This is a genomic window from Aureimonas sp. AU40 (assembly GCF_001463785.1).
Taxonomy (GTDB): Bacteria; Pseudomonadota; Alphaproteobacteria; order Rhizobiales; family Rhizobiaceae; genus Aureimonas.
This window is the reverse complement of sequence record NZ_BBWL01000041.1, coordinates 412,207-435,346: the sequence shown is the minus strand read 5'-3', so window position 1 is coordinate 435,346 and position 23,140 is coordinate 412,207. Positions and strand designations below refer to the sequence as shown.

The following is a 23,140-nucleotide window of genomic DNA, read 5'->3' as shown; positions in this document are numbered from 1 at the left end:
ATGGCGGGCGAGACGCGGATTCATCCGACCACCGTCATCGAGGATGGCGCAACGATCGGCGAAGGATGCCAGATCGGGCCCTTCTGTCACATCGGGCCGCAGGTCGTTCTGGGTGCGGGATCGACACTCCGGTCCCATGTCGCCCTTTGGGGTAACACGCGGATCGGCTCAGGCGCGAAAATCTATCCCTTCGCATCGGTCGGCCATGATCCGCAGCACCTGAAATACCAAGGTGAAGACACCCGCCTGGTGATTGGCGCCAATTGCCTGATCCGAGAGCATGTCACGCTCAATCCCGGCACGGTACAGGGGCGGAGCGAGACCACGGTGGGCGACAACTGCGCGTTTTTCACGGGCTCGCATGTCGCGCATGATTGTCTGGTCGGCTCGAACGTGACGCTGATCAACAATGTCATGCTGGCCGGCCATTGCGTCGTCGGCGACTACGCGACGATCGCCGGCGGGTCCGGCATCCACCAGTTCACCCGCGTCGGCCACCACGCCTATGTCGGCGGTTTGGCCGCAGTCGAAGGCGACGTCATTCCCTTCGGCATGGTTCTCGGCAATCGCGCCTATCTGTCTGGTCTCAACGTCATCGGCATGAAGCGCGCCGGCTTCGGCCGCGAAGCCATTCGAAACGTCCGCAAGGCCTATCGGATGCTCTTCTCTGACGATCTGACCTTCCGCGAAAATCTCGAGGAGGTCGAAACCGAGTATCCGGAAGACCCGTTGGTGCAGGATCTCCTCGGCTTCATCCGCTCGGGCGGGGACCGGGCGCTTTGCTTCCCTCGCAGCACGCGTCCGGTGTGAGCGCAAACGCAGCGCTGACGCCCATGCGGCCCGGGGAACGCCTCGGCATCATTGCCGGAGGCGGGACCCTGCCAGCGATTATCGCTCACGAAGCGGAGCGTCTGGGCTGGCGCCCGTTCATCGTCGCGATCGCGGATGGGCGCGATTCGTCCTGGGACGAATGGGAATCGGTCTCGCTCACCTGGGGGCAGACCGGCAACGTCTTTGCCCATCTACGACGTCGAGGCGTGTCGAAGCTCGTCTTCTCCGGAACGATCTCCGTTCGCCCGGACTATCGCTCGATCTTGCCGAGCCTGCAAACGCTTCGGATGCTCCCCGAAATCCTTCGAATGACGCGGGGTGGGGACGACAGCCTGATCCGAGCCGTCGCCGGAACGTTCGAGCGAAGGGGCTTCGAAGTCGTCAGCGTCCAGGCCATTTCTCCAACGCTGCTGCTTCCCGCCGGCAACCTCACCAATCGCCCTTTGAGTGAGCGCCATCATGAAGCGATCCATCGGGCCCAGCGCGCGGCAACGCGGCTTGGTCTTCTGGACATCGGCCAAGCCGTCGTCGCTTCGGCCGATCGTGTGATTGCCCTCGAAGGGATCGAGGGCACGAAGGAGATGCTGCTACGCGTCGCCGATCTTCGCGGGCGAGGGCGCATCGGTGCGTCGGAGCCTTGTGTGTTGTTCAAGGCGTTCAAGCCGCAGCAGGACGCCCGCTTCGACCTGCCCAGCATCGGTACGGAGACGATACGCCAGGCACAGGAAGCGGGGCTTGCCGGGATCGCCATGAGCGCGAACCGATCCCTCGTCATCGAACCGCAGCGGGTTGCGGAAGAAGCCGAGGCGGCTGGTTTGTTTGTTCTCGGCATCGAGACTGCACTGGGAGAAGATCCGTCATGAAGATCGCCTTCGTCCTGGGGGAAGAGTCGGCCGATCGGATTGCGGGCGAGGTGGCCCGTGCTCTGCGTGATCGGTTCGGTCCCAGCATCCAGTTCATCGGCCTCGGAGGCGATGCGCTGAAACGGGAAGGGCTCACCAGCCTTTTCGATATCGAGGAATTGTCGATCATCGGCGTCGGGGCAATTCTTTCGCGATTGCCGAAGCTCCTCGGTCGGCTGCGGCAAACGGTGGATTTTCTCTTAGAGGAACGGCCGGATGCGATCGTCACGATCGACAGCTTCACCTTCACCAATCGGGTCGCACTGAAGGTTCGCCAGCGCTGGCCGGACGCGCGCATCGTCAATGTCGTGCCGCCCGCGATCTGGGCCTACAAGCCCAAGCGGGCCGAAACTCTCCGCCAAGCCGTCGATCATTCCGCCAGCCTATTTCCGTTCGAGCCGCGTTTTCTAAAAGAACATGGCGGTCCGCCTGCGACCTATGTCGGCCATCCGCTCCTGAGCGATCCGCGCCTGCGCGCCATTCTGGATCGCGAGGCCGAAACGGGCATGAGGCCTGCCGGTAGTCCGCCGCATCTCGTCATCCTGCCGGGCTCGCGACGGGGCGAAATCGAGCGGCTGATGGACGATTTCGGCCGCACTTACTCGATGCTTCACCACCGCATCCCTGGCCTGAGAGCGAGTTTGCCAGCGGTGCGCCGCGTGCGCTCTCTGATCGAGTCCAAACTGGAAAGCTGGAGCGTGAAGCCAGAGGTGCTGGAAGGAGACGACGCGAAATGGGCGGCCTTCGCGTCCGCCGACGCCGCCCTTGCAGCGAGCGGAACCGTGTCGCTGGAGCTCGCGCTCGCCGGCGTTCCCATGGCCCTGGCCTATCGGCTGGACCCTGTATCCTATGCGCTGCGCCACATGGTGACGGGCTGGACAGCGGCGTTGCCCAATTTCATCGCCGGCCATCCGCTCGTGCCGGAGCATTTTCACGAGTTCGTTCGCCCACAGGCTTTAGCGCTCAGGCTCGATCGCCTGATGCATGAGACGCCGGAACGCGCGGCTCAGCTGAAGGGGATGCAGGATATCCGACAGGCCATGCGGGTCGACCGCCCGCCCGGGGAGGCGATTGCGGATCTCATCGTTCGTGAGATCGAGCGATCCGGCAGACCATAAAAAAACAGGCGCCCGAGGCGCCTGTTTTCGTTTCAGCTTGTCGGATCAGCGATCGCTGACCGAGATGTAGTCGCGCTGCGGTGCGCCGGTATAAAGCTGGCGAGGGCGACCGATGCGCTGATGCGGATCCTCGATCATTTCCTTCCACTGCGCGATCCAACCGACCGTGCGCGCGACCGCGAACAGAACGGTGAACATCGTGGTGGGGAAGCCGAGCGCCTTCAGCGTGATGCCGGAGTAGAAGTCGACGTTGGGATAGAGCTTCTTCTCGATGAAATACTCATCGTTCAGAGCGATATGCTCCAGTTCCATCGCGACTTCGAGCAGCGGATCGTCCTTGATGCCGAGCTCGTTCAGGACCTCGTGGCAGGTCTGCTGCATGATCTTGGCGCGCGGGTCGTAGTTCTTGTAGACCCGGTGGCCGAAGCCCATGAGGCGGAACGGATCGTTCTTATCCTTGGCGCGCGCCACGAACTCGGGAATCCGGTCCTTGCTGCCGATTTCCGACAGCATGTTGAGCGCCGCTTCGTTGGCGCCGCCATGGGCAGGGCCCCATAGGCAGGCGATGCCGGCCGCGATGCAGGCGAAGGGATTGGCGCCCGACGAGCCGGCAAGGCGAACCGTCGAGGTCGAAGCGTTCTGCTCGTGATCGGCGTGGAGGATGAAAATCCGATCCATCGCCCGCGCCAGCACGGGGTTGATCTGGTACGGCTCGCAGGGAACTGCGAAGCACATATGCAGGAAGTTTTCCGCGTAGGAGAGATCGTTGCGCGGGTAAACGAAGGGCTGACCGATGTGATACTTGTAGGCCATCGCCGCCAGGGTCGGCGTCTTGGCGATCATGCGGATCGACGCGACCATGCGCTGATGCGGATCGGTGATGTCGGTCGAGTCGTGATAGAAGGCGGAGAGGGCGCCGACAGAGCCGACCATGACGGCCATTGGGTGCGCGTCTCGACGGAAGCCCGTGTAGAAGCGGGACATCTGCTCGTGCACCATCGTGTGGCGCGTCACGTGGTAGACGAAGTCCGCCTTCTCGCTCGCGGTCGGAAGTTCGCCGTAGAGCAGGAGGTAGCAGGTTTCGAGAAAGTCGCCGCGCTCCGCAAGCTGGTCGATGGGATAGCCGCGATGCAGAAGAACGCCTTCGTCACCGTCGATATAGGTGATCTTCGACTCGCAGGACGCGGTCGATGTGAAGCCCGGATCGTAGGTGAAGAGACCGGTGTTCTTGTAGAGCGACGCGATGTCGACCACATCGGGTCCGATGGTTCCTGATCGGAGCGTCAGCTCCGCGCTCTTGTCTCCAAGGGCCAGTTTCGCCGATTGATTCATGCGTTACCCCTTCTGCGTGAGCCAGGGCGCCAACGGCCGTTCTTGGGCCAAACGCCAGCTTCGAGCGAATGCGTATCGGAAAGGGGGTTAAGGAACAAGTTTCCGTCGCAGAACAATTTTGCGCCGCAACACTCGCTCAAGCTCAACTTTAGGCGGGGCCTACAAGCCTACTCCAAGCAGGCTTCTTGGTTTCCAAGGGCGCGGGCTGAGACCGCAACCCCGCGCCCGCACCGTCCGGAATCTCAACCCGTTAAACGGACGCCTGGTCCTTGAGCCGCTGCAGCGATTCGTCTCGGCCCAAGACCGCCAGCACGTCATAGACGCCAGGCGAGGTGGACTTGCCGGTCAGAGCGGCACGCAGCGGCTGCGCGACCTTGCCGAGCTTCAGCCCAACGGATTCGGCATGGGCTTTGATCGCCGGCTCCAGCGATACGACGCTCCAGTCGCCTAAGCCCTCTAGAACCGGAAGGAGCCCGCTCAGAATGTCTCGTCCATCCTTAGCCAGAATCTCGGCGGCCTTCTCGTCCAGCGTGAGCGGCCTGCGAGCGAAGAGATAGGCGGCGCTTTCCGTCAGCTCCACCAGCGTCTTGGCGCGCTCCTTCAAGCCTGGCATGGCAGCCGACAGCTGGCGGCAAACCGTCGCGTCGTCGTCCTGGCGCAGGATGTCGCCATTGGGTAGATGCACGCGCTCCACCATTAGCGTCTCGACCAAATCCGTGTCGGAAGACCCGCGAATCCAATGGCCGTTGATGGCGTCGAGCTTGGCGAAATCGAACCGCGCCGCGCCCTTGTTGATGTCGGTGATGTCGAACCAGGCGGTCATGTCCTCGATCGTCATGACCTCGTCGTCGCCATGGCTCCAGCCGAGACGCACGAGATAGTTCAGGAGCGCCTTCGGGAGGTAGCCCATGCCGCGATAGGCATCGACGCCAAGCGCGCCGTGGCGCTTGGAAAGCTTGGCTCCGTCCGCGCCATGGATCAGCGGAATATGGGCCATGACCGGAACGTCCCAGCCCATGGCCTGATAGATCAAGGTCTGGCGCCCGGCATTGGTCAGATGGTCGTCGCCCCGAATGATGTGCGTGACGCCCATGTCGTGGTCGTCCACGACGACCGCATGCATGTAGGTCGGCGTGCCGTCCGAGCGCAGCAGGATGAAATCGTCGAGATCCTTGTTGGGAAAGCGGACGTCGCCCTGAACCTGATCGCGCACCACGGTCTCGCCGTCTAAAGGCGCCTTGATGCGGATGACCGGCTTGACGCCGGCCGGCGCCTCGGACGGATCTCGGTCGCGCCAGCGAGCATCGTAGCGGGGCGGGCGCTTCTCGGCCTTGGCCTTCTCGCGCATCTCGTCCAGCTCGGCCGGGGAGGCATAGCAATAATAGGCCTTACCGGCCGCGACGAGCGCTTCTGCCACTTCGCGGTGGCGCGCCGCCCGAGCGAACTGCGAGATCGGCTCGCCGTCAGCCTTCAGCCCGAGCCAGTCCAGCCCTTCGATGATCGCGCTCACGGCCGCGTCGGTCGAGCGCTCCCGATCGGTGTCCTCAATGCGTAGCAGCATCTGCCCGCCCATGCGCCGGGCGTAGAGCCAGTTGAACAAGGCCGTGCGGGCTCCGCCGATATGGAGGAAGCCCGTGGGCGAGGGCGCGAAACGTGTCACCACGCGATCGGTCATCTCGGTGCCTTTGAAAACCGGGCGCGACGGAGATCGCAAGCCCTCTCAGTTGGAATGCGCGCCTCCGGTCGGGCTGCGCATGGATGGCCGGGTGTGTAACATAGGATCGAGAGGACTCAAGGCGGGGCGCACGTGCCGGCATCGCAGGTGATCACGGACGTTCTGCCGGACGGAGCCGCCGGCAATTCATCGTCCATCCCGCGCGTCGATCCGATTGGGCCGCTGCGGCTCTGGCTTTCCCGGCAGGTACAGCGCGAACGAGACCTCCGGTCGGCCTTCGCGTGGCTTCCGATCGGAATGATGATCGCGATCGCTCTCGTCTTCGGCTCGGGCTGGCGGCCTCCGGGCTGGCTGGGACCTGTCTTCGCGTTCGTAAGCATCGCTGGCGCAAACCTTGGGGCCGGTCGCCCCTTTGTCAGATCCGCTTTCCTGTTGCCCCTCGGCTTCGCCCTGGGACTTGGCACGAGTTGGATCGAGCTGAAGACAACCGACACGGTGATGCTCTCGGGAAATGCAACGGTTCGCATTTCCGGGCGTGTTCTGCTTCGCGAGCAGGACGATCGCGGGCGCTATCGCTATACGATCCAAGTCCTGGCAACGGAGCGCCCGCATCTCAGCCGGCCGCCGGAACGCGTACGCGTGCTCGTATCGAGCCGCCATGAGGCCCTGGCGATCGGCGCTCGCTATGTGGGCCTCGTGCGCCTGCAGCCGCCGGCAGGCCCTGCCTTTCCCGGTGGATATGACTTCGCTTTCATGCCCTATTTCGACGGCACCGGAGCCTTCGGCTACTCCCTCGGGCCGCCGAACCCCTCCGTGGAACCCGAGACGCTTGGAGTTTTCGAACACGTCGCCAAGCTGCGCCTGCTGATCGGCGATAGGATTCGCGCCGTGCTGCCGGACGAGCGCGGCGCTGTCGCGGCAGCGCTCATCAATGGCGAGCGCGCCGGGATCCCCGACGACATCGAAGCCGCCTTGCGAGTAACCGGACTTGCCCATGTCCTATCAATCTCCGGCTTTCACATGGCGCTAGTGGCGGGAATGACCATGCTAGCGGTGCGCTCAAGCATCGCCGCCTTTCCGTCGCTGGCGCTGCGTTGGCAGGCGCGCAAGATCGCGGCGGTCGCGGCGCTGGGCATCACCGGGTTCTACTTCCTACTGGCGGGTGACAACGCCGCAACCGAGCGATCCTTCGTCATGATCGCGATCATGCTGGGCGCGGTTCTGGTGGATCGACCGGCCCTGACCCTGCGCAATGTTGCGATTGCGGCCATGGTGGTCATGCTGATCTCGCCGCATGCACTGATGACCGCGACCTTCCAGATGTCGTTTGCCGCCACCGCCGCGCTGGTCGGGGCCTATGGTGCGTATTCCCGGTGGTCGAAAGGGGCGGGCGACGATCTCTCGCCTTTGCGCACGCTGGCGCTGGTGGTGATCGGCGTGTTCTTGTCGTCGCTGATTGCCGGCGCGGCGACGGCGCCTTACGCGATCTACCATTTCCAGCGGGCCGCGCCCTTCGGCCTTCTTGCCAATGTCCTGGCGACGCCGATCTTCTCGTTCTGGATCATGCCGCTGGCGTTGGCGAGCGTCTGCCTGATGCCCCTCGGCCTCGAGAGCTTGGCGCTTGTGCCCATTGGTTGGGGGCTCGATCTCGTGTTCTGGATGGCGAAGGCGCTGGCCGCTGCCTTTCCCGATTATGGCGTTGGGCAGATCGGCAGCGTCAGCCTTATCTGCTTCACGGTCTGTCTGCTGCTGCTCTCGTTTTGCCAGAGCCATTTTCGATGGGCGGCGGTCGCCCCGCTGGTGCTCGGCCTTCTCCTCGTTCCTGCAGCCTCGCGCCCCGAACTCGCCATATCGGAGGACGCTCGGGACATCGCAGTGATAGGCGACAATGGGCAGGTGATCGATCTTCGCAAGCGCCCGAACCGCTTCGTGCACGATCAATGGAAGCGCGCCTACCAGTTGGCGCCTCCCGGCCGTTCGAAGGACGATCGAAAGACCTTCGAATGCGACGAGCAGATTTGCCGTGCGAAGACCCGCTCGGGGCTCCGCATCGCCTGGACCGATCAGTTGGAGAAGCTGGGAGAACTCTGCGACACGGCCGATATTGCCGTGGTCGCCCGCGCGCCTCGCATCGAATCTTGCCGCTCAGGTGCGAAACTTCTGACGCTCCGCACACTGCGGCGCACAGGCGCGGTGGCTCTGGAGAGGCAGCGAGGCGGGTGGGAGCTACGGCCGTCCATTCCCCAGCCTTTCGAAGAATGGAACCAGCATCGCTCGGCGCCTTGGCCCGAGCGAATGGGAGGCGACAAGCCGAGCCGGAAAACGCCGAAAGGCGCGCGGCCGCGCCCTAATGATAGCGGCGGATCAGACCGACGAGACGACCCTGCACCTTGACCCGTCCCGCTTCCAGGACCCGCGTCTCATAGGCGGGATTGGCAGCTTCCAGTTCGACCATGGCGCCGCGACGACGGAAGCGCTTCAAGGTGGCCTCTTCCTCATCGATGAGAGCCACGACGATCTCGCCCGCGGTTGCCGTCTCCGCCCGCTGGATCAGCACCGTGTCGCCGTCGAGAATGCCGGCCTCGACCATCGAATCGCCTTTGACCTCCAGCGCGTAATGCTCGCCTTGGCCGAACATCTCAATCGGGAGGGCGATGGAGCGGCTGTTCTGCTGGATCGCGGAAATGGGGACACCCGCTGCGATGCGGCCCATAACGGGAACAGGCATGGAGTCATTGGCCGCGTCCGCCGTCTCGCCGCTTCGCGCGGTGGCAGCCCGCCCCGGAAAGGGCAAAACCTGCCGCTCGATCGTCTCGCCTTGGGAAACCTTCGCGGTAGTTGACGCGGCGACCTGAGCTTTACCGGCCATGGAATCGGGAAGCCGAACGACCTCAAGAGCGCGGGCCCGGTTGGGAAGGCGGCGGATGAAGCCACGTTCCTCCAGCGCCGTAATCAACCGGTGGATGCCGGACTTGGATTTCAGGTCCAGCGCTTCCTTCATCTCGTCGAAGGACGGGGGAACGCCGATCGACTGCAGGCGATCATGAATGAAGAGGAGCAATTCATGCTGCTTGCGGGTCAACATCGTTCGTATCCAACCAAAACAAAACCTGAACAAAGCCTATCTGTTCTGTTTGTGTTCTGCAAGGATGCCTGTCAAGCCAATCGCACGAACTCACAGGGATCGCCGGTCTCGCTAGGCGGAGCATGAGGTTGCCTGACGAGAAGTACGTCCGCTAGGGCGAAGACACTGAGGAGCGAGGAGTCCTGCCGATCGAACGGGACGATGCGGGGCTTGCCATCTGTCTCCCCACTGATTCGGCCACGCATGAACTCGGCACGATGATCGTTGGCGGGGACGGGCGTCCCCAATACGCCCCTTTCGTAGCCACCGTGCGCCGGGCGCCCGGCCAGCCGTTCGACCAGCGGCCGAAGAAAAAGCTCGGCGGTGACGAGGCTGGAGGCGGGGTTTCCCGGCAGACCTAGAAACCGCATCTCGCCGAAGCGTCCGGCCATCAGCGGCTTGCCGGGCCGCATGGCGACCTTCCAGAAATCGAGTTCCACTCCACACTCGCGAAAGACCGGCGCGACGAGGTCGTGATCTCCGACCGAGGCGCCGCCGATCGTCACGAAGACATCCACTTCATCGCGCCTGGCCCTGTCGAGCACGGCGGCAAGCGCCGAGCGGTCGTCCGCGACAACGCCATAGGATAAAGCCTCTCCGCCTGACGCTTCCACCATGGCAGCGATGCCGAACCCGTTGGATGCCACGATCTGCGCCGGGCCGGGGCGCGTGCCGGGCAGAACCAATTCGCTGCCGGTCATCAGAATGGCGACGCGCGGGCGCCGACAAACCTCCACCTCCGCGTGACCGCCGCTTGCCGCCAGCGCGATACTGGCAGGGCGAAAGATCGTGCCGGCCCGGAGAAGCGGCGCGCCCTCTCGAAAGTCATTCCCTGCCGGGCGGATATGGCGGCCGGGCGTGACCGGCTCGCGGACGAGCACCGTCTCCGGGTTCGGACGCTCTGTGTTCTCCTGGATGACGACGGCATCCGCGCCTTGCGGCGCGGGTGCGCCGGTGAAGATGCGAACCGCCTCGCCAGCACGCAAAATGCCTTCGAACGCCGCGCCGGCGGCCGATTCTCCGATGAGACGCAGTCGCGTTTCACCAGTGCCCAAGTCGCTGGCAAGGACGGCATATCCGTCCATCGCGGAGGCATCAAAAGAAGGCTGGGTCAGGATGGCCGAGAGATCGCTCGCCAGCCGCCTTCCGGCTAGGCTCCGCAGGTCTACGCGCTCGGTTTGCGCCACCGGCGAGACGTCCGACAGGAGCCGATCGCGCGCCTCCTCGACCGGCAGCAAACTCACGCGGCGCTCCAAGTGCCGGAACGTCCGCCCGTTTTCTCCACGAGGCGGATCTGGCTGATCGTCATGTCGCGGTCCACCGCCTTCGCCATGTCGTAGATCGTGAGGCAGGCGATGGAGACGGCTGTCAGCGCTTCCATTTCGATCCCCGTCTTGCCGGATACCCGGCACGTCGCGGAAACGCGGATGCCGGGCAATGCCGGTTCGTACTCCAGATCGAGCGAGACCTTCTCCAGCATCAGCGGGTGGCAAAGCGGAATCAGTTCGTGGGTCTTTTTCGCGCCCATGATGCCGGCGATGCGCGCGATCGCGATCACGTCGCCCTTTTTGGCACTGCCCTGCCGAATCATCTCCAGCGTTTCCGCCCGCATCAGGACGAGGCCTTCGGCCCGCGCCGTGCGGACCGTCTCGGGCTTGTCACCGACATCGACCATGCGGGCCGAGCCGTCCGCATCGAGATGAGTCAGTGAAGCCTCGCTCATGCCGCTTCCGCCGCCGCGCCGAAGAGCAGCTTGCGAGTGGCCATTTCCACGTCGCTTTGCCGCATCAGGCTCTCGCCGACGAGGAAGGTGCGAATGTTCGCACCGGCGAGGCGCACGCAATCCTCATGCGTCGAGATCGCGCTCTCGCCAACGAGGATGCGATCCGCCGGGACAAGCCGGGCGATCCGCTCACTTGTGGACAGATCGGTTTCGAAGGTGCGCAGATTGCGGTTGTTGATGCCGAAAAGCGGTGAACGCAGCTTGAGCGCGCGTTCGGCCTCGGCCTCGTCATGAACTTCGAGAAGGACGTCCATCCCATGCGCGAAAGCGCTGGCTTCGAGTTCGGCTGCCAGCGCGTCGTCTACGGCCGCCAGAATGACGAGGATCGCATCGGCACCCCAGGCGCGCGCTTCCGCAACCTGATACGTGTCGAACATGAAATCTTTGCGCAAGGCGGGCAGGGCGGTGGCGTTGCGCGCCTCCGTCAAGAATCCCGGCGCGCCCTGGAACGACGGGGTGTCCGTCAGCACGCTGAGGCAGGCGGCTCCGCCTCGCTCATAGGACTGGGCAATCGACACGGGATCGAAGTCGGGGCGGATCAGACCCTTGGAAGGACTGGCCTTCTTCACCTCGGCGATCAAAGCGAACTGTCCGTCCGCATGCTTGCGCCGCACCGCCTCGGCGAAGCCGCGCGGGGGCAGACCCACCCGAATGGCGTCTTCGAGGGACGAAAGGGAAACCTCGCGCTTCGCCTTGGCGATCTCGTCGCGCTTGTAAGCTTCGATCTTGGTGAGGATATCGCTCAAGCGCCTGCTCTCCGCATGGATTGGGACACCGTGACAAGCCTGGACAATGCGTCCGCGGCAGCGCCCCCTGCCAAGGACATTTGCGCCAGCGCCACGCCCTCTTCAAGGCTCGCCGCCTTGTCCGCGACCACCAGGGCACCCGCCGCGTTCAGAAGCACGATATCGCGATAGGCGCTCGGCTCGTTGGCGAGAACCCGGCGAAGCGCCTCGGCATTGTGCTCGGCATCACCGCCGATCAACTCTGCCATGGGGTGTTCGGGCAGGCCGGCGTCGCCGGCGCGAAGCACGGTCTGCCGAACTTCGCCGTCTTCCAGAATGGCGATCCGCGTCTCGCCGCAGACGGTCATCTCGTCCAACCCGTCGCCATGTACGACCCAAGCCTTTTCCGCGCCAAGCGCCTTCAGGGCTTCGGCAACGGGAACGACCCATTCGGGCGCGAAGACGCCCAGCAGAAAGCGCTTCACGCCGGCCGGATTGGCCAGGGGACCAAGGAGATTGAAGATCGTGCGGGTGCCGAGTTCCACACGGCTCGGACCGACGAAGCGCATCGCCGCGTGATGGGTCGGCGCGAACATGAAGCCCATGCGGGCCGCCTCGATGACGCGTCCGATCTGATCCGGGCTGAGATCGACATCGACACCCAGTGCCGCCAGGACATCCGCCGAGCCGGAGCGGGAAGAAAGGGCCCGGTTGCCGTGCTTGGCCACCGTCACGCCGCAACCGGCGACCACGAAGGCTGCGCAAGTCGAGACGTTGAACGTGCCGGACTGATCGCCGCCGGTGCCGACGATGTCGACCGCGTCCGACGGTGCAACGACCCCCGCCATGTTGGCGCGCATGACATCCACCGCGCCGGCGATCTCGTCCACGGCTTCGCCGCGAACCCGTAGCGCCATCAAGAAGCCGCCGATCTGCGACGGCGTCGCCTCGCCGGACATCAGAATGAAGAAGGCCTGCCGCGCCTCGTCCCGGGTCAACGCCTTGCCGGAGGCGACCTTTCCGAGAAGCGGCTTCATCCCTGGGCTCATCGCACGCTCGCCTTCGCCTGCTGAATGGCCTTCTGATTGTAGGTTACGGGGACGCCGCTCTGGAGCGCGGCGATGTAGCCCTGTTCGAAATCGCCGCGAAGCGCTTGGCCGAGGCCGGACCTTGTATTCTCGGCCACGACGGACGCCGGATCGGCTGGCGCCGCGACCTCGGAAACCTGAAGCACCAGCGCCTGACCCGAGTCGCGAGCCGGCGTCGAGGCCACGAGGCCTTGCGGACCCGAGAAGGCGGCGCGCATGCCGGCTTCGCCGAGCGCGGGAACCGCCGTGGCGCGCGTCAGGCCGGGTGCGGTCTCAAGCGTCAGCCCCTCGACCTCCGCCATGTCCTGAAAGCTTTGCCCCTTGCGAACCCGCTCCGCCAGCGACTGACCGCGATCGACCACCATCTGCACGGCTTCGTCCTGCTTCCAGTCGGCCACCACGCGATCGCGCACCTCGTCCAGCGGGCGATCCCGCGCCGGGGTGATCTCGCCGAGAACCGGGAAGACGTAGCTGTTGCCATCGAACTGCACGGGCGGGATGTCGCCGCCTTCTTCCGCCGCGAAGACGGCGGCGAGCACCTGATCCCGGCCGGGAATCGAATCGACCCTTGCACCGGCAGGCGTCGCGCCTTCGCGAGAAACGGCAGGAGCGGTTTCGATCTTCACGCCGGCCTGCGCGGCGGCCTCGCTCATCGGCGCGCCGCTCTGCAGGGCGTCGGTCAGCGCGTTATAGGCATTGGTGATGCGGGTGTTGGTCGCGTCCTTCGCCAAACCGGCACGGATTTCCTCTCGCACGGCATCGAACGGGCGCACCACTTCCGGCTGCACGCTGGTTACATTGAGGATGACCGGGCCGAAGGGACCCTCGACGACTCCGGTCGGCGTGTTGGGCTGCGCCGCGAAGGCGGCTTCGGCCAGGCTCGCATTGCCCAAGGCGGCGCGGTCGATCACACCGAGATCGGCGATCTCGCGGCCTGCGGCCTTGGCAGCGTCGGCAAGCGTTGCGCCGCCGGCAAGGGCTTGCGCCGCGCTGTCGGCGGAGGCGCGATCGGCGAAGACGACCTGCTGCACGCCGCGGCGCTCCGGCGTCGTGAACTGCGCACGGTTGGCCTCGTAATAGCGAGCGAGTTCCTCGTCAGTGACCTTGTCCGCCTCGGACATGGAAGTCGGTGTCAGCGCGACATAGGAAAAGGCTCGGTATTCCGGCGCGCGGTAGGTGTCGTTATGTTCGGTGAAGTAGCTGCCGAGTTCCTCGTCGCTCGGATCGGCGAGCCCGTCGGCGGGCTGTGGCTGCAGAACGACATATTGCACCGTCCGGCGTTCGCCATTGTAAGCGCCGAGTGCATCGACGAAGGCGCGGGGAACGGCGACATCGTCCGTCACCGAGCCGATCAGCTGCCCGCGCACGGCGCTGCGACGCAGGTCCGCCAGATAGCTCGCCTCGTTCATGCCGGCATTGGCCAGCACGGCCCGCATCACATCGCGCGAGAAATGTCCGCTGCCGTCGTGGAAGGCCGGCTCACGCTGGATCAGGGCGATGAGCCCGGCGTCGGAAACGCCGAGCCCGGCCTTCTCTGCCTTGAGATCGACCATGGCGCCGGAGCGAAGCTGCGCCAGAACCATCTGATCGACGCCGAACATCTCGGCCTGCTCGGCGGTCGGCCGCGCTTGAAGCTGCTGCCCGAGTCGGTTGAGCCCCTGCCGATAGGCCATTTCGTATTCCGCAAGGGACACACGCACGTCGCCGGCCTGCAGCACGGTGGAGCCGCCGCCGGGCGCGCGCAGCACATCTGCAATGCCCCAGCCGACGAAACTCACGGCCAGGCCGCCCAAGAAAAGCTTTGCAACCCAGCCCGAGGCACCGCGACGCATCTGGTTCAGCATTCGCTGCGAACTCCCGATCGATCCAAACTCACTGGACGTTCGAATAAGCATTCCAGCCGGCGAAGAAAAGGCGCTCTCGTCATCGCACGGGTTTGATTTCACATTGCGCCATCGTTACCCCTTCCTCCTCAGAAGCCCTGCAATGGGACATGAAGTGGGAGAAAACGACTTGGCGCAACGGCTCTTGATCGCAGGAAACTGGAAGATGAACGGCTTGGCCTCGCACCTGAACGAGGGTCGGGCCATTTCCGAGGGCAGCCGAGCCTTCGCCCCTCAACTCGATCTTCTTCTCTGTCCGCCCGCGACATTGGTGCGCACGCTGCGTGATCAGCTGGACGATCACGTCTTCGTTGGCGGCCAGACCTGTCATCACGCCGAGAAGGGCGCCCATACCGGCGAGGTTTCGGCCGAGATGCTTCGCGACGCCGGCGCGTCGCATGTCATCGTCGGGCATTCCGAACGCCGGGCCGACCATGGCGAGAGCAGCGAGAGCGTGCGCTCGAAGCTGACGGCCGCTCACCGGGCCGGTCTCATAGCCGTCGTGTGTATTGGAGAGACGCTGTCCGAGCGCGAAACCGGAAAGACCTTGGGTGTTCTCGAAACGCAGCTTGCAGGCTCTCTTCACGACGATGTCTCGGCGGACGACACGATCGTCGCCTATGAGCCGGTCTGGGCCATCGGGACCGGCAAGACTCCTTCGACCGACGATGTCGCGCAAGTGCACGCCCATCTGCGCGGCAAGCTGATCGAGCGGTTCGGCGAGGACAGGGGCCGGGCCATCCGCCTTCTCTACGGAGGCTCCGTCCAGCCGGCCAATGCCGCGACACTTCTGGCGGTTCCCGATGTGGATGGCGCACTCGTGGGCGGGGCGAGTCTCAAGGCTTCGGATTTCCTGGCGATCTGCGAGGCGGCCTGTAACTGCCGATAGGGGTTGCACAATAGGGTTGGAATAAATTCGGGGCTCCTATAGAAAGCGCCCAACTCAAGAACGATTGTGCGCGAAGCCCCTTATGCAGACTGTCCTGATCGCCGTTCATCTCCTGATCGTCCTCGCTCTCGTGGTGGTCGTTCTCCTGCAGCGTTCCGAAGGGGGCGGCCTCGGCATGGGCGGCGGAAGCGGCGGCGGCCTCATGACAGCGCGGGGCGCGGCCAACATGTTGACGCGCACCACGGCCATTCTCGCGACCCTCTTCTTCATCACCTCGATGGCTCTCGCGATCCTCGCCCGCTACGGCACCGATCCGCTGGACATCCTGAACCGCGTCCCCGCCAGCCAGGGCGCGCCGGCAACGGGCACCGGCGCAAACGGCTCGCTTCTCGACCAGCTGGGCGGCCTTCCAGAGCAGACGCCCGCTACCACGACCACCAACGGCGTGCCCGCCGGAGGCAGCGCCACGACCGGCGCAACACCGGTGGCACCGGTGACGCCTGCTCCGGCGCAGAACGAAAGCGGCGTGCCGACCGGTGCCGCTCCCGCGACGATCCCGGCCAACCCGGCTCCCCAGGCGCCGAACGCCGGCTCGCAGCCGACCGTCGCGCCGGTGGAAAGCCCGGCGCCCGGTGCGGCGGACAATGGCGCGCCCAATGCGTCGCCCGCTCAGCCCGCGCAGTAGACCGGGTTTTCGACCGAACCTCACGGGGCGCTTCGGCGCCCCATTTCGTTTGCGGCCGATTTTATGACTGGCCGAATCCTCACTGGAAGCGTATCGGGAAGGCCCATGGCGCGATATATTTTCATCACTGGCGGCGTGGTTTCCTCTTTGGGAAAAGGCATCGCTTCGGCGGCGCTCGGCGCTCTTCTTCAGGCGCGCGGCTATCGCGTGCGCCTTCGCAAGCTCGACCCCTATCTGAACGTCGATCCCGGCACGATGAGCCCGACGCAGCATGGCGAGGTCTTCGTGACCGATGACGGGGCCGAGACCGATCTCGATCTCGGTCACTACGAACGCTTCACGGGCCGCTCGGCGAACCGGATGGACAATGTCACCACCGGCCGCATCTATCAGGAACTGATCGCCAAGGAGCGGCGGGGCGATTTCCTCGGCGCGACCGTGCAGGTCATTCCGCACGTCACGGATGCCATCAAGGCCTTCGTGCTCGAAGGCAACGAGGAGTACGATTTCGTGCTCTGCGAAATCGGCGGCACGGCCGGCGATATCGAGGCCATGCCCTTCATGGAAGCGATCCGCCAGCTCGGAAACGACCTTCCTCGTGGTGGGGCGGTCTATGTCCACCTGACGCTCATGCCGTATATCCCGAGTGCCGGCGAGCTGAAGACCAAGCCGACGCAGCATTCGGTGAAGGAGCTGCGGTCCATCGGCATTCAGCCCGATATCCTCCTCGTGCGCGCGGATCGCCCGATTCCGCGCGAGGAACGGCGCAAGATGAGCCTGTTCTGCAACGTGCGCGAAAGCGCCGTGATCCAGGCGCTCGACGTCGCGACGATCTACGACGTGCCGATCGCCTATCACAACGAGGGGCTGGACACGGAAGTGCTGGCCGCTTTCGGCATCGACCCGGCCCCCAAGCCCAAACTGGAGCGCTGGCACCAGGTGGTGGACGGCATCGCCAATCCCGAAGGCGAGGTCACCATCGCGGTGGTCGGCAAGTATACCGGCCTGAAGGACGCGTATAAGTCTCTGATCGAGGCGCTGCAGCATGGCGGCATTGCCAACCGCGTGCGTGTGAAGCTCGACTGGATCGAGTCGGAGGTTTTCGAGAAAGAAGACCCGACGCCGTATCTCGAGCGCGTCAGCGGAATTCTCGTTCCGGGCGGCTTCGGCGAGCGCGGCTCCGAAGGCAAAATCCTCGCGGCCAAGTTCGCGCGCGAGCACAATGTGCCCTATTTCGGCATCTGCTTCGGAATGCAGATGGCGGTGATCGAGGCGGCCCGTTCGCTGGCCGGCATCGAAGAGGCCGGCTCCACCGAATTTGGACCGACCCGCGAGCCGGTCGTCGGCATCATGACGGAGTGGATGAAGGGCAACGAGCTTGAACAGCGCGCCAGCGAGGGCGATCTCGGCGGCACGATGCGCCTTGGTGCCTACACCGCCTGCTTCGAACCCGATTCGCGCATTGCGTCGATCTACGGCGACACGGTCGTCGAGGAGCGCCATCGCCACCGCTACGAGGTCAACCGCACCTATCGCGGTCGGCTGGAGGAGGCAGGCATGCGCTTCGCCGGCATGTCGCCCGACGGCCTGCTGCCGGAGACGGTGGAACTGCCGGACCATCCCTGGTTCATCGGCGTTCAATACCATCCCGAACTGAAGTCTCGGCCGTTCGAGCCGCACCCGCTGTTCGCCTCGTTCATCGGCGCCGCCGTGGAACGCTCCCGCCTCGTTTGAGACCTGCCCGAAAGGCGCCGCGATGAACCAGCCCAACGCCTCCGTCAATCTTCGCGGCGTCACCTTTGCGCAGGACCGGCCCTTCGCCCTGATCGCCGGGCCCTGCCAGATGGAAAGCCGCGATCATGCCATGATGATCGCGGAGCGCATGAAGCGCATCACAGGCGATCTCGGGATCGGCTACGTCTTCAAGGCGAGCTTCGACAAGGCCAACCGCACCAGCCTCTCGGGCCGTCGCGGCATCGGCCTCGGCGGTGCGCTGCCGGTATTCGACGAGATCCAGCGCACATTCGATGTGCCGGTTCTGACCGACGTCCACACCGAGGAACAGTGCGCCGAGGTGAGCGAAGTCTGCGACGTGCTGCAGATCCCGGCCTTTCTCTGCCGGCAGACCGACCTTCTGATCGCGGCGGCGCGCACCGGGCGCGTCGTCAACATCAAGAAGGGCCAGTTCCTCGCCCCCTGGGATATGCGCAACGTCGCGGCCAAGGTAACCGAGAGCGGCAACACCAACATCCTTCTAACCGAGCGCGGCGCGTCCTTCGGTTACAACACGCTGGTTTCCGACTTCCGCGCTTTGCCGATCATGGCCGAGATCGGAGCGCCCGTCGTCTTCGACGCGACCCATTCGGTGCAGCAGCCCGGTGGGCAGGGCGGCTCGTCCGGGGGCGAGCGGCGTTTCGTCGAAACGCTGTCCAAGGCGGCAGTCGCCGTCGGCGTCGCCGGCCTGTTCATCGAGACCCATGAAGACCCCGACAACGCGCCTTCGGACGGGCCGAACATGGTGGCGCTCGGTGACATGCCGGAGCTTCTGCGCCGCCTCACCGCGCTTGATGCGGCGGCCAAGGCCTTCTGAGAGAGAACTCTAGCGCCGCACGGCGATTCCAGCCTACAAGGCGCGCATCGAAGCCCCAATCCGAACGAGGGAACGAGCATGACGGCGATCATCGACATCATCGCGCGAGAAATTCTGGACAGCCGTGGCAACCCGACCGTCGAGGTCGACGTGGTGCTCGAAGACGGCTCGATGGGTCGCGCGGCCGTTCCCTCCGGCGCCTCGACCGGCGCGCACGAGGCGGTCGAACTGCGTGACGGCGACGATCGCTATGGCGGCAAGGGCGTCCAGCAGGCGGTGCAAGCCGTCAACAACGACATTCTCGAGGCGATCGTCGGCTTTGAAGCCGAGAATCAGATCCGCATCGATTCCGTCATGCGCTCACTCGACGGAACGCCGAACAAGAGCCGCCTCGGCGCCAACGCCATTCTCGGCGTCTCGCTGGCGGTAGCCAAGGCCGCTGCCGACTCGGCCGGTCTGCCGCTCTACCGCTATGTCGGCGGCGCCAGCGCCAGCGTTCTTCCCGTGCCGATGATGAACATCATCAATGGCGGCGCGCATGCGGACAATCCGATCGACTTCCAGGAATTCATGATCATGCCAGTCGGCGCGGAAAGCTTCCGCGAAGCGCTGCGCATGGGCGCGGAAATCTTCCACACCCTCAAGAAGGGTCTGAAGGACGCCGGTCACAACACCAATGTCGGCGACGAAGGCGGCTTCGCCCCGAACCTCGGATCGGCGAAAGACGGTCTCGACTTCGTCATGCGCTCGATCGAAAAGGCGGGCTACCGTCCGGGTGAGGACATCTTCCTCGCCCTCGACTGCGCCTCGACGGAGTTCTTCAAGGGCGGCGTCTACGATCTCGAAGGCGAGAAGCGCAAGCTGTCCGGCGAAGACATGGCAGCCTACCTCGCCGAACTTGCGGGCGCCTATCCCATTATTTCGATCGAAGACGGCATGGCCGAGGACGATTGGGCGGGATGGAAGTCGCTCACCGATCGCATCGGCTCGACGGTCCAGCTGGTCGGCGACGATCTTTTCGTTACCAATTCGACGCGCCTGCGCGAGGGCATTGAGAAGCAGGTGGCCAACTCGATCCTCGTGAAGGTCAACCAGATCGGAACGCTAAGCGAGACGCTGGACGCCGTGAACGTCGCGCATCGCGCTGGCTACACCGCCGTCATGTCGCACCGCTCGGGCGAAACCGAGGATTCCACGATCGCGGACCTCGCCGTCGCAACCAATTGCGGGCAGATCAAGACCGGCTCGCTGGCTCGCTCCGACCGGCTCGCCAAGTACAACCAGCTCCTTCGCATCGAGGAAGAGCTGGGGGATCAGGCGGTCTATGCCGGTCGCAGCATTCTGCGCAGCCACCGTTAGTCAATGGTCTTCAAAGACCGACGCATTCGAAGGGTTCGCCGCAAGGCGGGCCTTTTTCGTTTGTGGCGCTTGTTGAGAGTTCGTCAGGCTTAACGCGGTTTTAACGACGCTTTGACAGGGTAGGGCCAGGAGAGCCCCTATGCGCACCAAACAAAAACGGAAGTCCTGGTTCACGCCGCTGATCGTCCCGGCCATCACCCTGCCGTGTTTGGCGTATTTCGCGATGCAATCTCAGACTGGGCGCTATGGTCTCGAGGCCAGCCAGGAGATGCGCGGCGAGCTGGCCGCCAAGACCAAGGCCTATGACGATCTTGTGCTTTCTCGAAAAGCCTTGGAGCAACGCGTCAAATTGCTCAGCGATGGGACCTTGGAGCGTGATATGATCGATGAGCGCGCGCGGCGTGCCCTCAATATGTCGAATGACGACGAGATCACCATACTGGGTCCTTGGAAGGGGTGAACTGATTTTCGGTTAATTTTTGCCGCAATGCAGCATTTAATCTTATTCTAGTTAAGATGCGTGGATCCCTTGCTCTGAAGGTCGCCGTGGCTATACTGCGCGCCGATCGGTCCGCTGTCCGCGGGCGTCGAGGACGAGGAATCACGAATGGCAACGGGTAAGCAGAAGGCCGGCGCAATCGACGTGGCCGAAAAGGACGCGCAGTCCTCTGCCGAAATCGTCAAGACGCTCGAGAGCTTCGAGCCGCCCGCACCTCTGGAATTCGCACGCGACGAAGATCTTCGCGCCTATCGCGACATGCTTCTGATCCGCCGCTTTGAAGAGAAGGCCGGCCAGCTTTATGGCATGGGCTTCATCGGCGGCTTCTGCCATCTCTACATCGGTCAGGAAGCGGTCGTCGTCGGCATGCAGATGGCGATGAAGGAAGGCGATCAGGTCGTCACCGGCTATCGCGACCACGGCCACATGCTGGCCACCGGCATGGAATCGCGCGGCGTCATGGCCGAGCTCACGGGGCGCCGCAGCGGCTACTCCAAGGGCAAAGGCGGCTCCATGCACATGTTCTCCAAGGAGAAGAACTTCTACGGCGGCCACGGCATCGTGGGTGCGCAGGTTTCGATCGGCACGGGCCTAGCCTTCTCCAACCAATATCGCGGCAACGATTCCGTCGCGATCACCTATTTCGGCGACGGCGCGGCCAACCAGGGCCAGGTCTACGAGAGCTTCAACATGGCATCGCTGTGGAAGCTCCCGGTGATCTACATCATCGAGAACAATCGCTACGCCATGGGCACATCGGTCAACCGCGCCTCGGCCGAGACGAATTTCGCCCATCGCGGCATCTCCTTCAAGATCCCGGGCATTCAGGTCGACGGAATGGATGTGCGCGCCGTGAAGGCCGCCGCCGACCTCGCGGTTGCCCATTGCCGCGAGGGCAAGGGTCCGATCATCCTCGAGATGATGACCTACCGCTATCGCGGACACTCCATGTCCGACCCGGCCAAGTATCGCACGCGCGACGAAGTGCAGAAGATGCGCGCCGAGCGCGATCCGATCGAGCAGGTCCGCCAGCGCCTGATCGAGGCACACAATGTCAGCGAAGACGAACTGAAGTCGATCGACAAGGACGTTCGCGACATCGTGGCCGACGCGGCCGATTTCGCCCAGAACGATCCGGAGCCGGACGTGTCCGAGCTTTGGACCGACATCTATGCCGACGAAGTCCCGCAGGCTGCGGAGTAAGAGGGCACCATGCCGACTGAAATCCTGATGCCCGCCCTTTCTCCGACGATGGAAGAGGGCACCCTCTCGAAGTGGGTCAAGAAGGAGGGCGACAGCGTCGCCCCCGGTGACGTGATCGCCGAGATCGAAACCGACAAGGCGACGATGGAAGTCGAAGCCGTGGATGAAGGCACGATCGGGAAGATCCTGGTTGAGGCCGGCACTGAAGGCGTGAAGGTCAACGCGCCGATCGCTATCCTGCTCGCCGAGGGCGAGAGCACCAGCGACATCGGCAAGGGCTCCCCCGCGCTGGCCAAGTCCGCGCCCGCCGCGACGCCCGAGGAAGCCAAGCCCGAGGCGAGCGAGGGCGACAAGTCCAAGCCGGCACCCGTGCCAGCGCAGGGCCTGTCGCATCCTTCCGTCGAGGACGCCGAAGGCGACTATGCCGAGGAAATCCCTGCCGGCACCGCCATGGAGACCAAGACGGTGCGTGAGGCGCTTCGCGAGGCCATGGCCGAGGAAATGCGCCGAGACGAAACCGTCTTCCTCATGGGCGAGGAAGTCGCGGAGTACCAGGGCGCCTACAAGATCAGCCAGGGCCTGCTGGACGAGTTCGGCGCACGCCGCGTAGTGGACACGCCGATCACGGAGCACGGCTTCGCGGGTCTGGCTGTCGGTGCCGGCTTTGCCGGGCTGAAGCCCATCGTCGAGTTCATGACGTTCAACTTCTCGATGCAGGCGATCGACCACATCATCAATTCGGCGGCCAAGACGCTTTACATGGCCGGCGGACAGATGGGCTGCCCGATCGTGTTCCGCGGCCCGAACGGCGCGGCGGCCCGCGTCGGCGCGCAGCACAGCCAGGACTATGCCTCCTGGTACAGCCACATCCCGGGCCTCAAGGTCGTGCAGCCCTTCACGGCCGCCGATGCCAAGGGCTTGATGAAGTCCGCCATCCGCGATCCGAACCCCGTCATCTTCCTTGAGAACGAGATCCTCTACGGTCACTCGTTCGAGGTGCCGCAGGTCGAGGACTGGACGGTTCCGATCGGCAAGGCGCGTGTCCACCGCAAGGGCAAGGACGTGACCATCGTCTCCTTCGGCATCGGTATGACCTACGCCGTTGCGGCGGCGGAGCAGCTGGCCAAGGAAGGGATCGACGCCGAGGTGATCGATCTGCGCACCATCCGCCCGATGGACGTGGATGCGATCGTGCGTTCGGTCAAGAAAACCAATCGTTGCGTCACGGTGGAAGAAGGCTGGCCGCAGGGTTCGATCGGTTCCGAGATCGCCTCGCAGCTTATGGTCCGGGCCTTCGACTATCTCGACGCGCCGGTGCTGAAGGTATGCGGCAAGGACGTGCCCATGCCCTACGCCGCCAATCTCGAGAAGCTCGCTCTGCCCTCCGCCAAGGAAGTGGTCGAGGCGGTGAAGGCCGTCTGCTACCGCTGAGCTGACGCGACCCGCGCGACACG

Annotated in this window: 20 protein-coding genes; 12 read left to right on the top strand and 8 right to left on the bottom strand. The window is 64.4% G+C overall.

The genetic code is table 11. The features are described 5' to 3' along the window. Genes lpxA through lpxB form a run of 3 tightly spaced genes read left to right on the top strand, consistent with a single transcriptional unit; the run spans position 1 to position 2,851 of the window. Complete coding sequence (lpxA, locus tag AUL32_RS15560) at positions 1-810, top strand: acyl-ACP--UDP-N-acetylglucosamine O-acyltransferase (protein ID WP_062116615.1); 810 nt, start codon at positions 1-3, stop codon at positions 808-810. Continuing rightward, on the top strand, positions 807-1,694 hold the full coding sequence (locus AUL32_RS15555) for an LpxI family protein (protein ID WP_244497895.1): 888 nt from the start codon (positions 807-809) through the stop codon (positions 1,692-1,694). Before lpxA ends, AUL32_RS15555 begins: the two co-directional genes overlap by 4 nt. Further along, positions 1,691-2,851 carry a lipid-A-disaccharide synthase gene (lpxB, locus tag AUL32_RS15550; protein ID WP_062116610.1) on the top strand — a complete coding sequence of 387 codons (1,161 nt, stop codon included), beginning with the start codon at positions 1,691-1,693 and terminating at the stop codon, positions 2,849-2,851. Before AUL32_RS15555 ends, lpxB begins: the two co-directional genes overlap by 4 nt. 45 nt (positions 2,852-2,896) lie before the next feature. Here lpxB and gltA read toward each other — a convergent pair whose 3' ends face one another. Further along, positions 2,897-4,183 (bottom strand): citrate synthase, encoded by a 1,287-nt coding sequence (gene gltA, locus AUL32_RS15545; RefSeq protein WP_061976093.1) that lies wholly within the window; start codon positions 4,181-4,183, stop codon positions 2,897-2,899. Between the two features lie 250 nt (positions 4,184-4,433). Further along, positions 4,434-5,858, bottom strand: a complete 1,425-nt coding sequence (gene gltX, locus AUL32_RS15540) for a glutamate--tRNA ligase (protein ID WP_062116607.1) — start codon at positions 5,856-5,858, stop codon at positions 4,434-4,436. Positions 5,859-6,155: 297 nt separating this feature from the next. Here gltX and AUL32_RS15535 point away from each other — a divergent pair, with 297 nt between their 5' ends. Continuing rightward, positions 6,156-8,252, top strand: coding sequence for a ComEC/Rec2 family competence protein (locus AUL32_RS15535; protein WP_156421482.1), 2,097 nt, complete (start codon positions 6,156-6,158; stop codon positions 8,250-8,252). Here the strand turns inward: AUL32_RS15535 and lexA are convergent. From lexA to AUL32_RS15505, 6 genes are all read right to left on the bottom strand, one after another. Beyond that, positions 8,206-8,943: a transcriptional repressor LexA gene (lexA, locus tag AUL32_RS15530; protein WP_062116602.1), complete on the bottom strand. Its 738-nt coding sequence runs from the start codon at positions 8,941-8,943 to the stop codon at positions 8,206-8,208. The genes AUL32_RS15535 and lexA overlap by 47 nt on opposite strands. A gap of 71 nt (positions 8,944-9,014) precedes the next feature. After that, positions 9,015-10,226: a molybdopterin molybdotransferase MoeA gene (locus tag AUL32_RS15525; RefSeq protein ID WP_062116903.1), complete on the bottom strand. Its 1,212-nt coding sequence runs from the start codon at positions 10,224-10,226 to the stop codon at positions 9,015-9,017. Continuing rightward, positions 10,223-10,705 (bottom strand): cyclic pyranopterin monophosphate synthase MoaC, encoded by a 483-nt coding sequence (gene moaC, locus AUL32_RS15520; protein WP_062116599.1) that lies wholly within the window; start codon positions 10,703-10,705, stop codon positions 10,223-10,225. Before moaC ends, AUL32_RS15525 begins: the two co-directional genes overlap by 4 nt. Then, positions 10,702-11,511 carry an indole-3-glycerol phosphate synthase TrpC gene (gene trpC / locus AUL32_RS15515; protein WP_062116596.1) on the bottom strand — a complete coding sequence of 270 codons (810 nt, stop codon included), beginning with the start codon at positions 11,509-11,511 and terminating at the stop codon, positions 10,702-10,704. Before trpC ends, moaC begins: the two co-directional genes overlap by 4 nt. Continuing rightward, entirely contained in the window at positions 11,508-12,539 is a 1,032-nt protein-coding gene (trpD, locus tag AUL32_RS15510; RefSeq protein WP_062116593.1) for an anthranilate phosphoribosyltransferase, read from the bottom strand. The genes trpC and trpD overlap by 4 nt, the downstream gene beginning before the upstream one ends. Beyond that, the gene (locus AUL32_RS15505; RefSeq protein WP_192847472.1) at positions 12,536-14,410 is read right to left on the bottom strand and encodes a peptidylprolyl isomerase; all 1,875 of its coding nucleotides are present in this window, start codon (positions 14,408-14,410) and stop codon (positions 12,536-12,538) included. The genes trpD and AUL32_RS15505 overlap by 4 nt, the downstream gene beginning before the upstream one ends. Before the next feature lie 154 nt (positions 14,411-14,564). On the opposite strand from AUL32_RS15505, the gene tpiA reads away from it, so the two are divergent. The 8 genes from tpiA (at position 14,565) to AUL32_RS15465 (ending at position 23,117) form a co-directional block, all read left to right on the top strand. Next, positions 14,565-15,350, top strand: coding sequence for a triose-phosphate isomerase (gene tpiA / locus AUL32_RS15500; protein ID WP_062116590.1), 786 nt, complete (start codon positions 14,565-14,567; stop codon positions 15,348-15,350). An 82-nt stretch (positions 15,351-15,432) separates the two neighbouring features. Further along, the gene (gene secG / locus AUL32_RS15495) at positions 15,433-16,035 is read left to right on the top strand and encodes a preprotein translocase subunit SecG (RefSeq protein WP_062116587.1); all 603 of its coding nucleotides are present in this window, start codon (positions 15,433-15,435) and stop codon (positions 16,033-16,035) included. Positions 16,036-16,140: 105 nt separating this feature from the next. Continuing rightward, positions 16,141-17,769, top strand: a complete 1,629-nt coding sequence (locus AUL32_RS15490) for a CTP synthase (protein WP_062116584.1) — start codon at positions 16,141-16,143, stop codon at positions 17,767-17,769. 22 nt (positions 17,770-17,791) lie between these two features. Next, on the top strand, positions 17,792-18,625 hold the full coding sequence (gene kdsA / locus AUL32_RS15485) for a 3-deoxy-8-phosphooctulonate synthase (protein WP_061976104.1): 834 nt from the start codon (positions 17,792-17,794) through the stop codon (positions 18,623-18,625). 78 nt (positions 18,626-18,703) lie between these two features. Next, positions 18,704-19,984 (top strand): phosphopyruvate hydratase, encoded by a 1,281-nt coding sequence (eno, locus tag AUL32_RS15480; protein WP_062116582.1) that lies wholly within the window; start codon positions 18,704-18,706, stop codon positions 19,982-19,984. 139 nt (positions 19,985-20,123) lie between these two features. Further along, on the top strand, positions 20,124-20,444 hold the full coding sequence (locus AUL32_RS15475) for an FtsB family cell division protein (protein ID WP_062116579.1): 321 nt from the start codon (positions 20,124-20,126) through the stop codon (positions 20,442-20,444). 147 nt (positions 20,445-20,591) lie between these two features. Beyond that, positions 20,592-21,686 carry a pyruvate dehydrogenase (acetyl-transferring) E1 component subunit alpha gene (gene pdhA / locus AUL32_RS15470; protein ID WP_148640030.1) on the top strand — a complete coding sequence of 365 codons (1,095 nt, stop codon included), beginning with the start codon at positions 20,592-20,594 and terminating at the stop codon, positions 21,684-21,686. 9 nt (positions 21,687-21,695) lie between these two features. Continuing rightward, on the top strand, positions 21,696-23,117 hold the full coding sequence (locus AUL32_RS15465; RefSeq protein WP_062116576.1) for a pyruvate dehydrogenase complex E1 component subunit beta: 1,422 nt from the start codon (positions 21,696-21,698) through the stop codon (positions 23,115-23,117). The last annotated feature ends 23 nt before the right edge of the window (positions 23,118-23,140 follow it).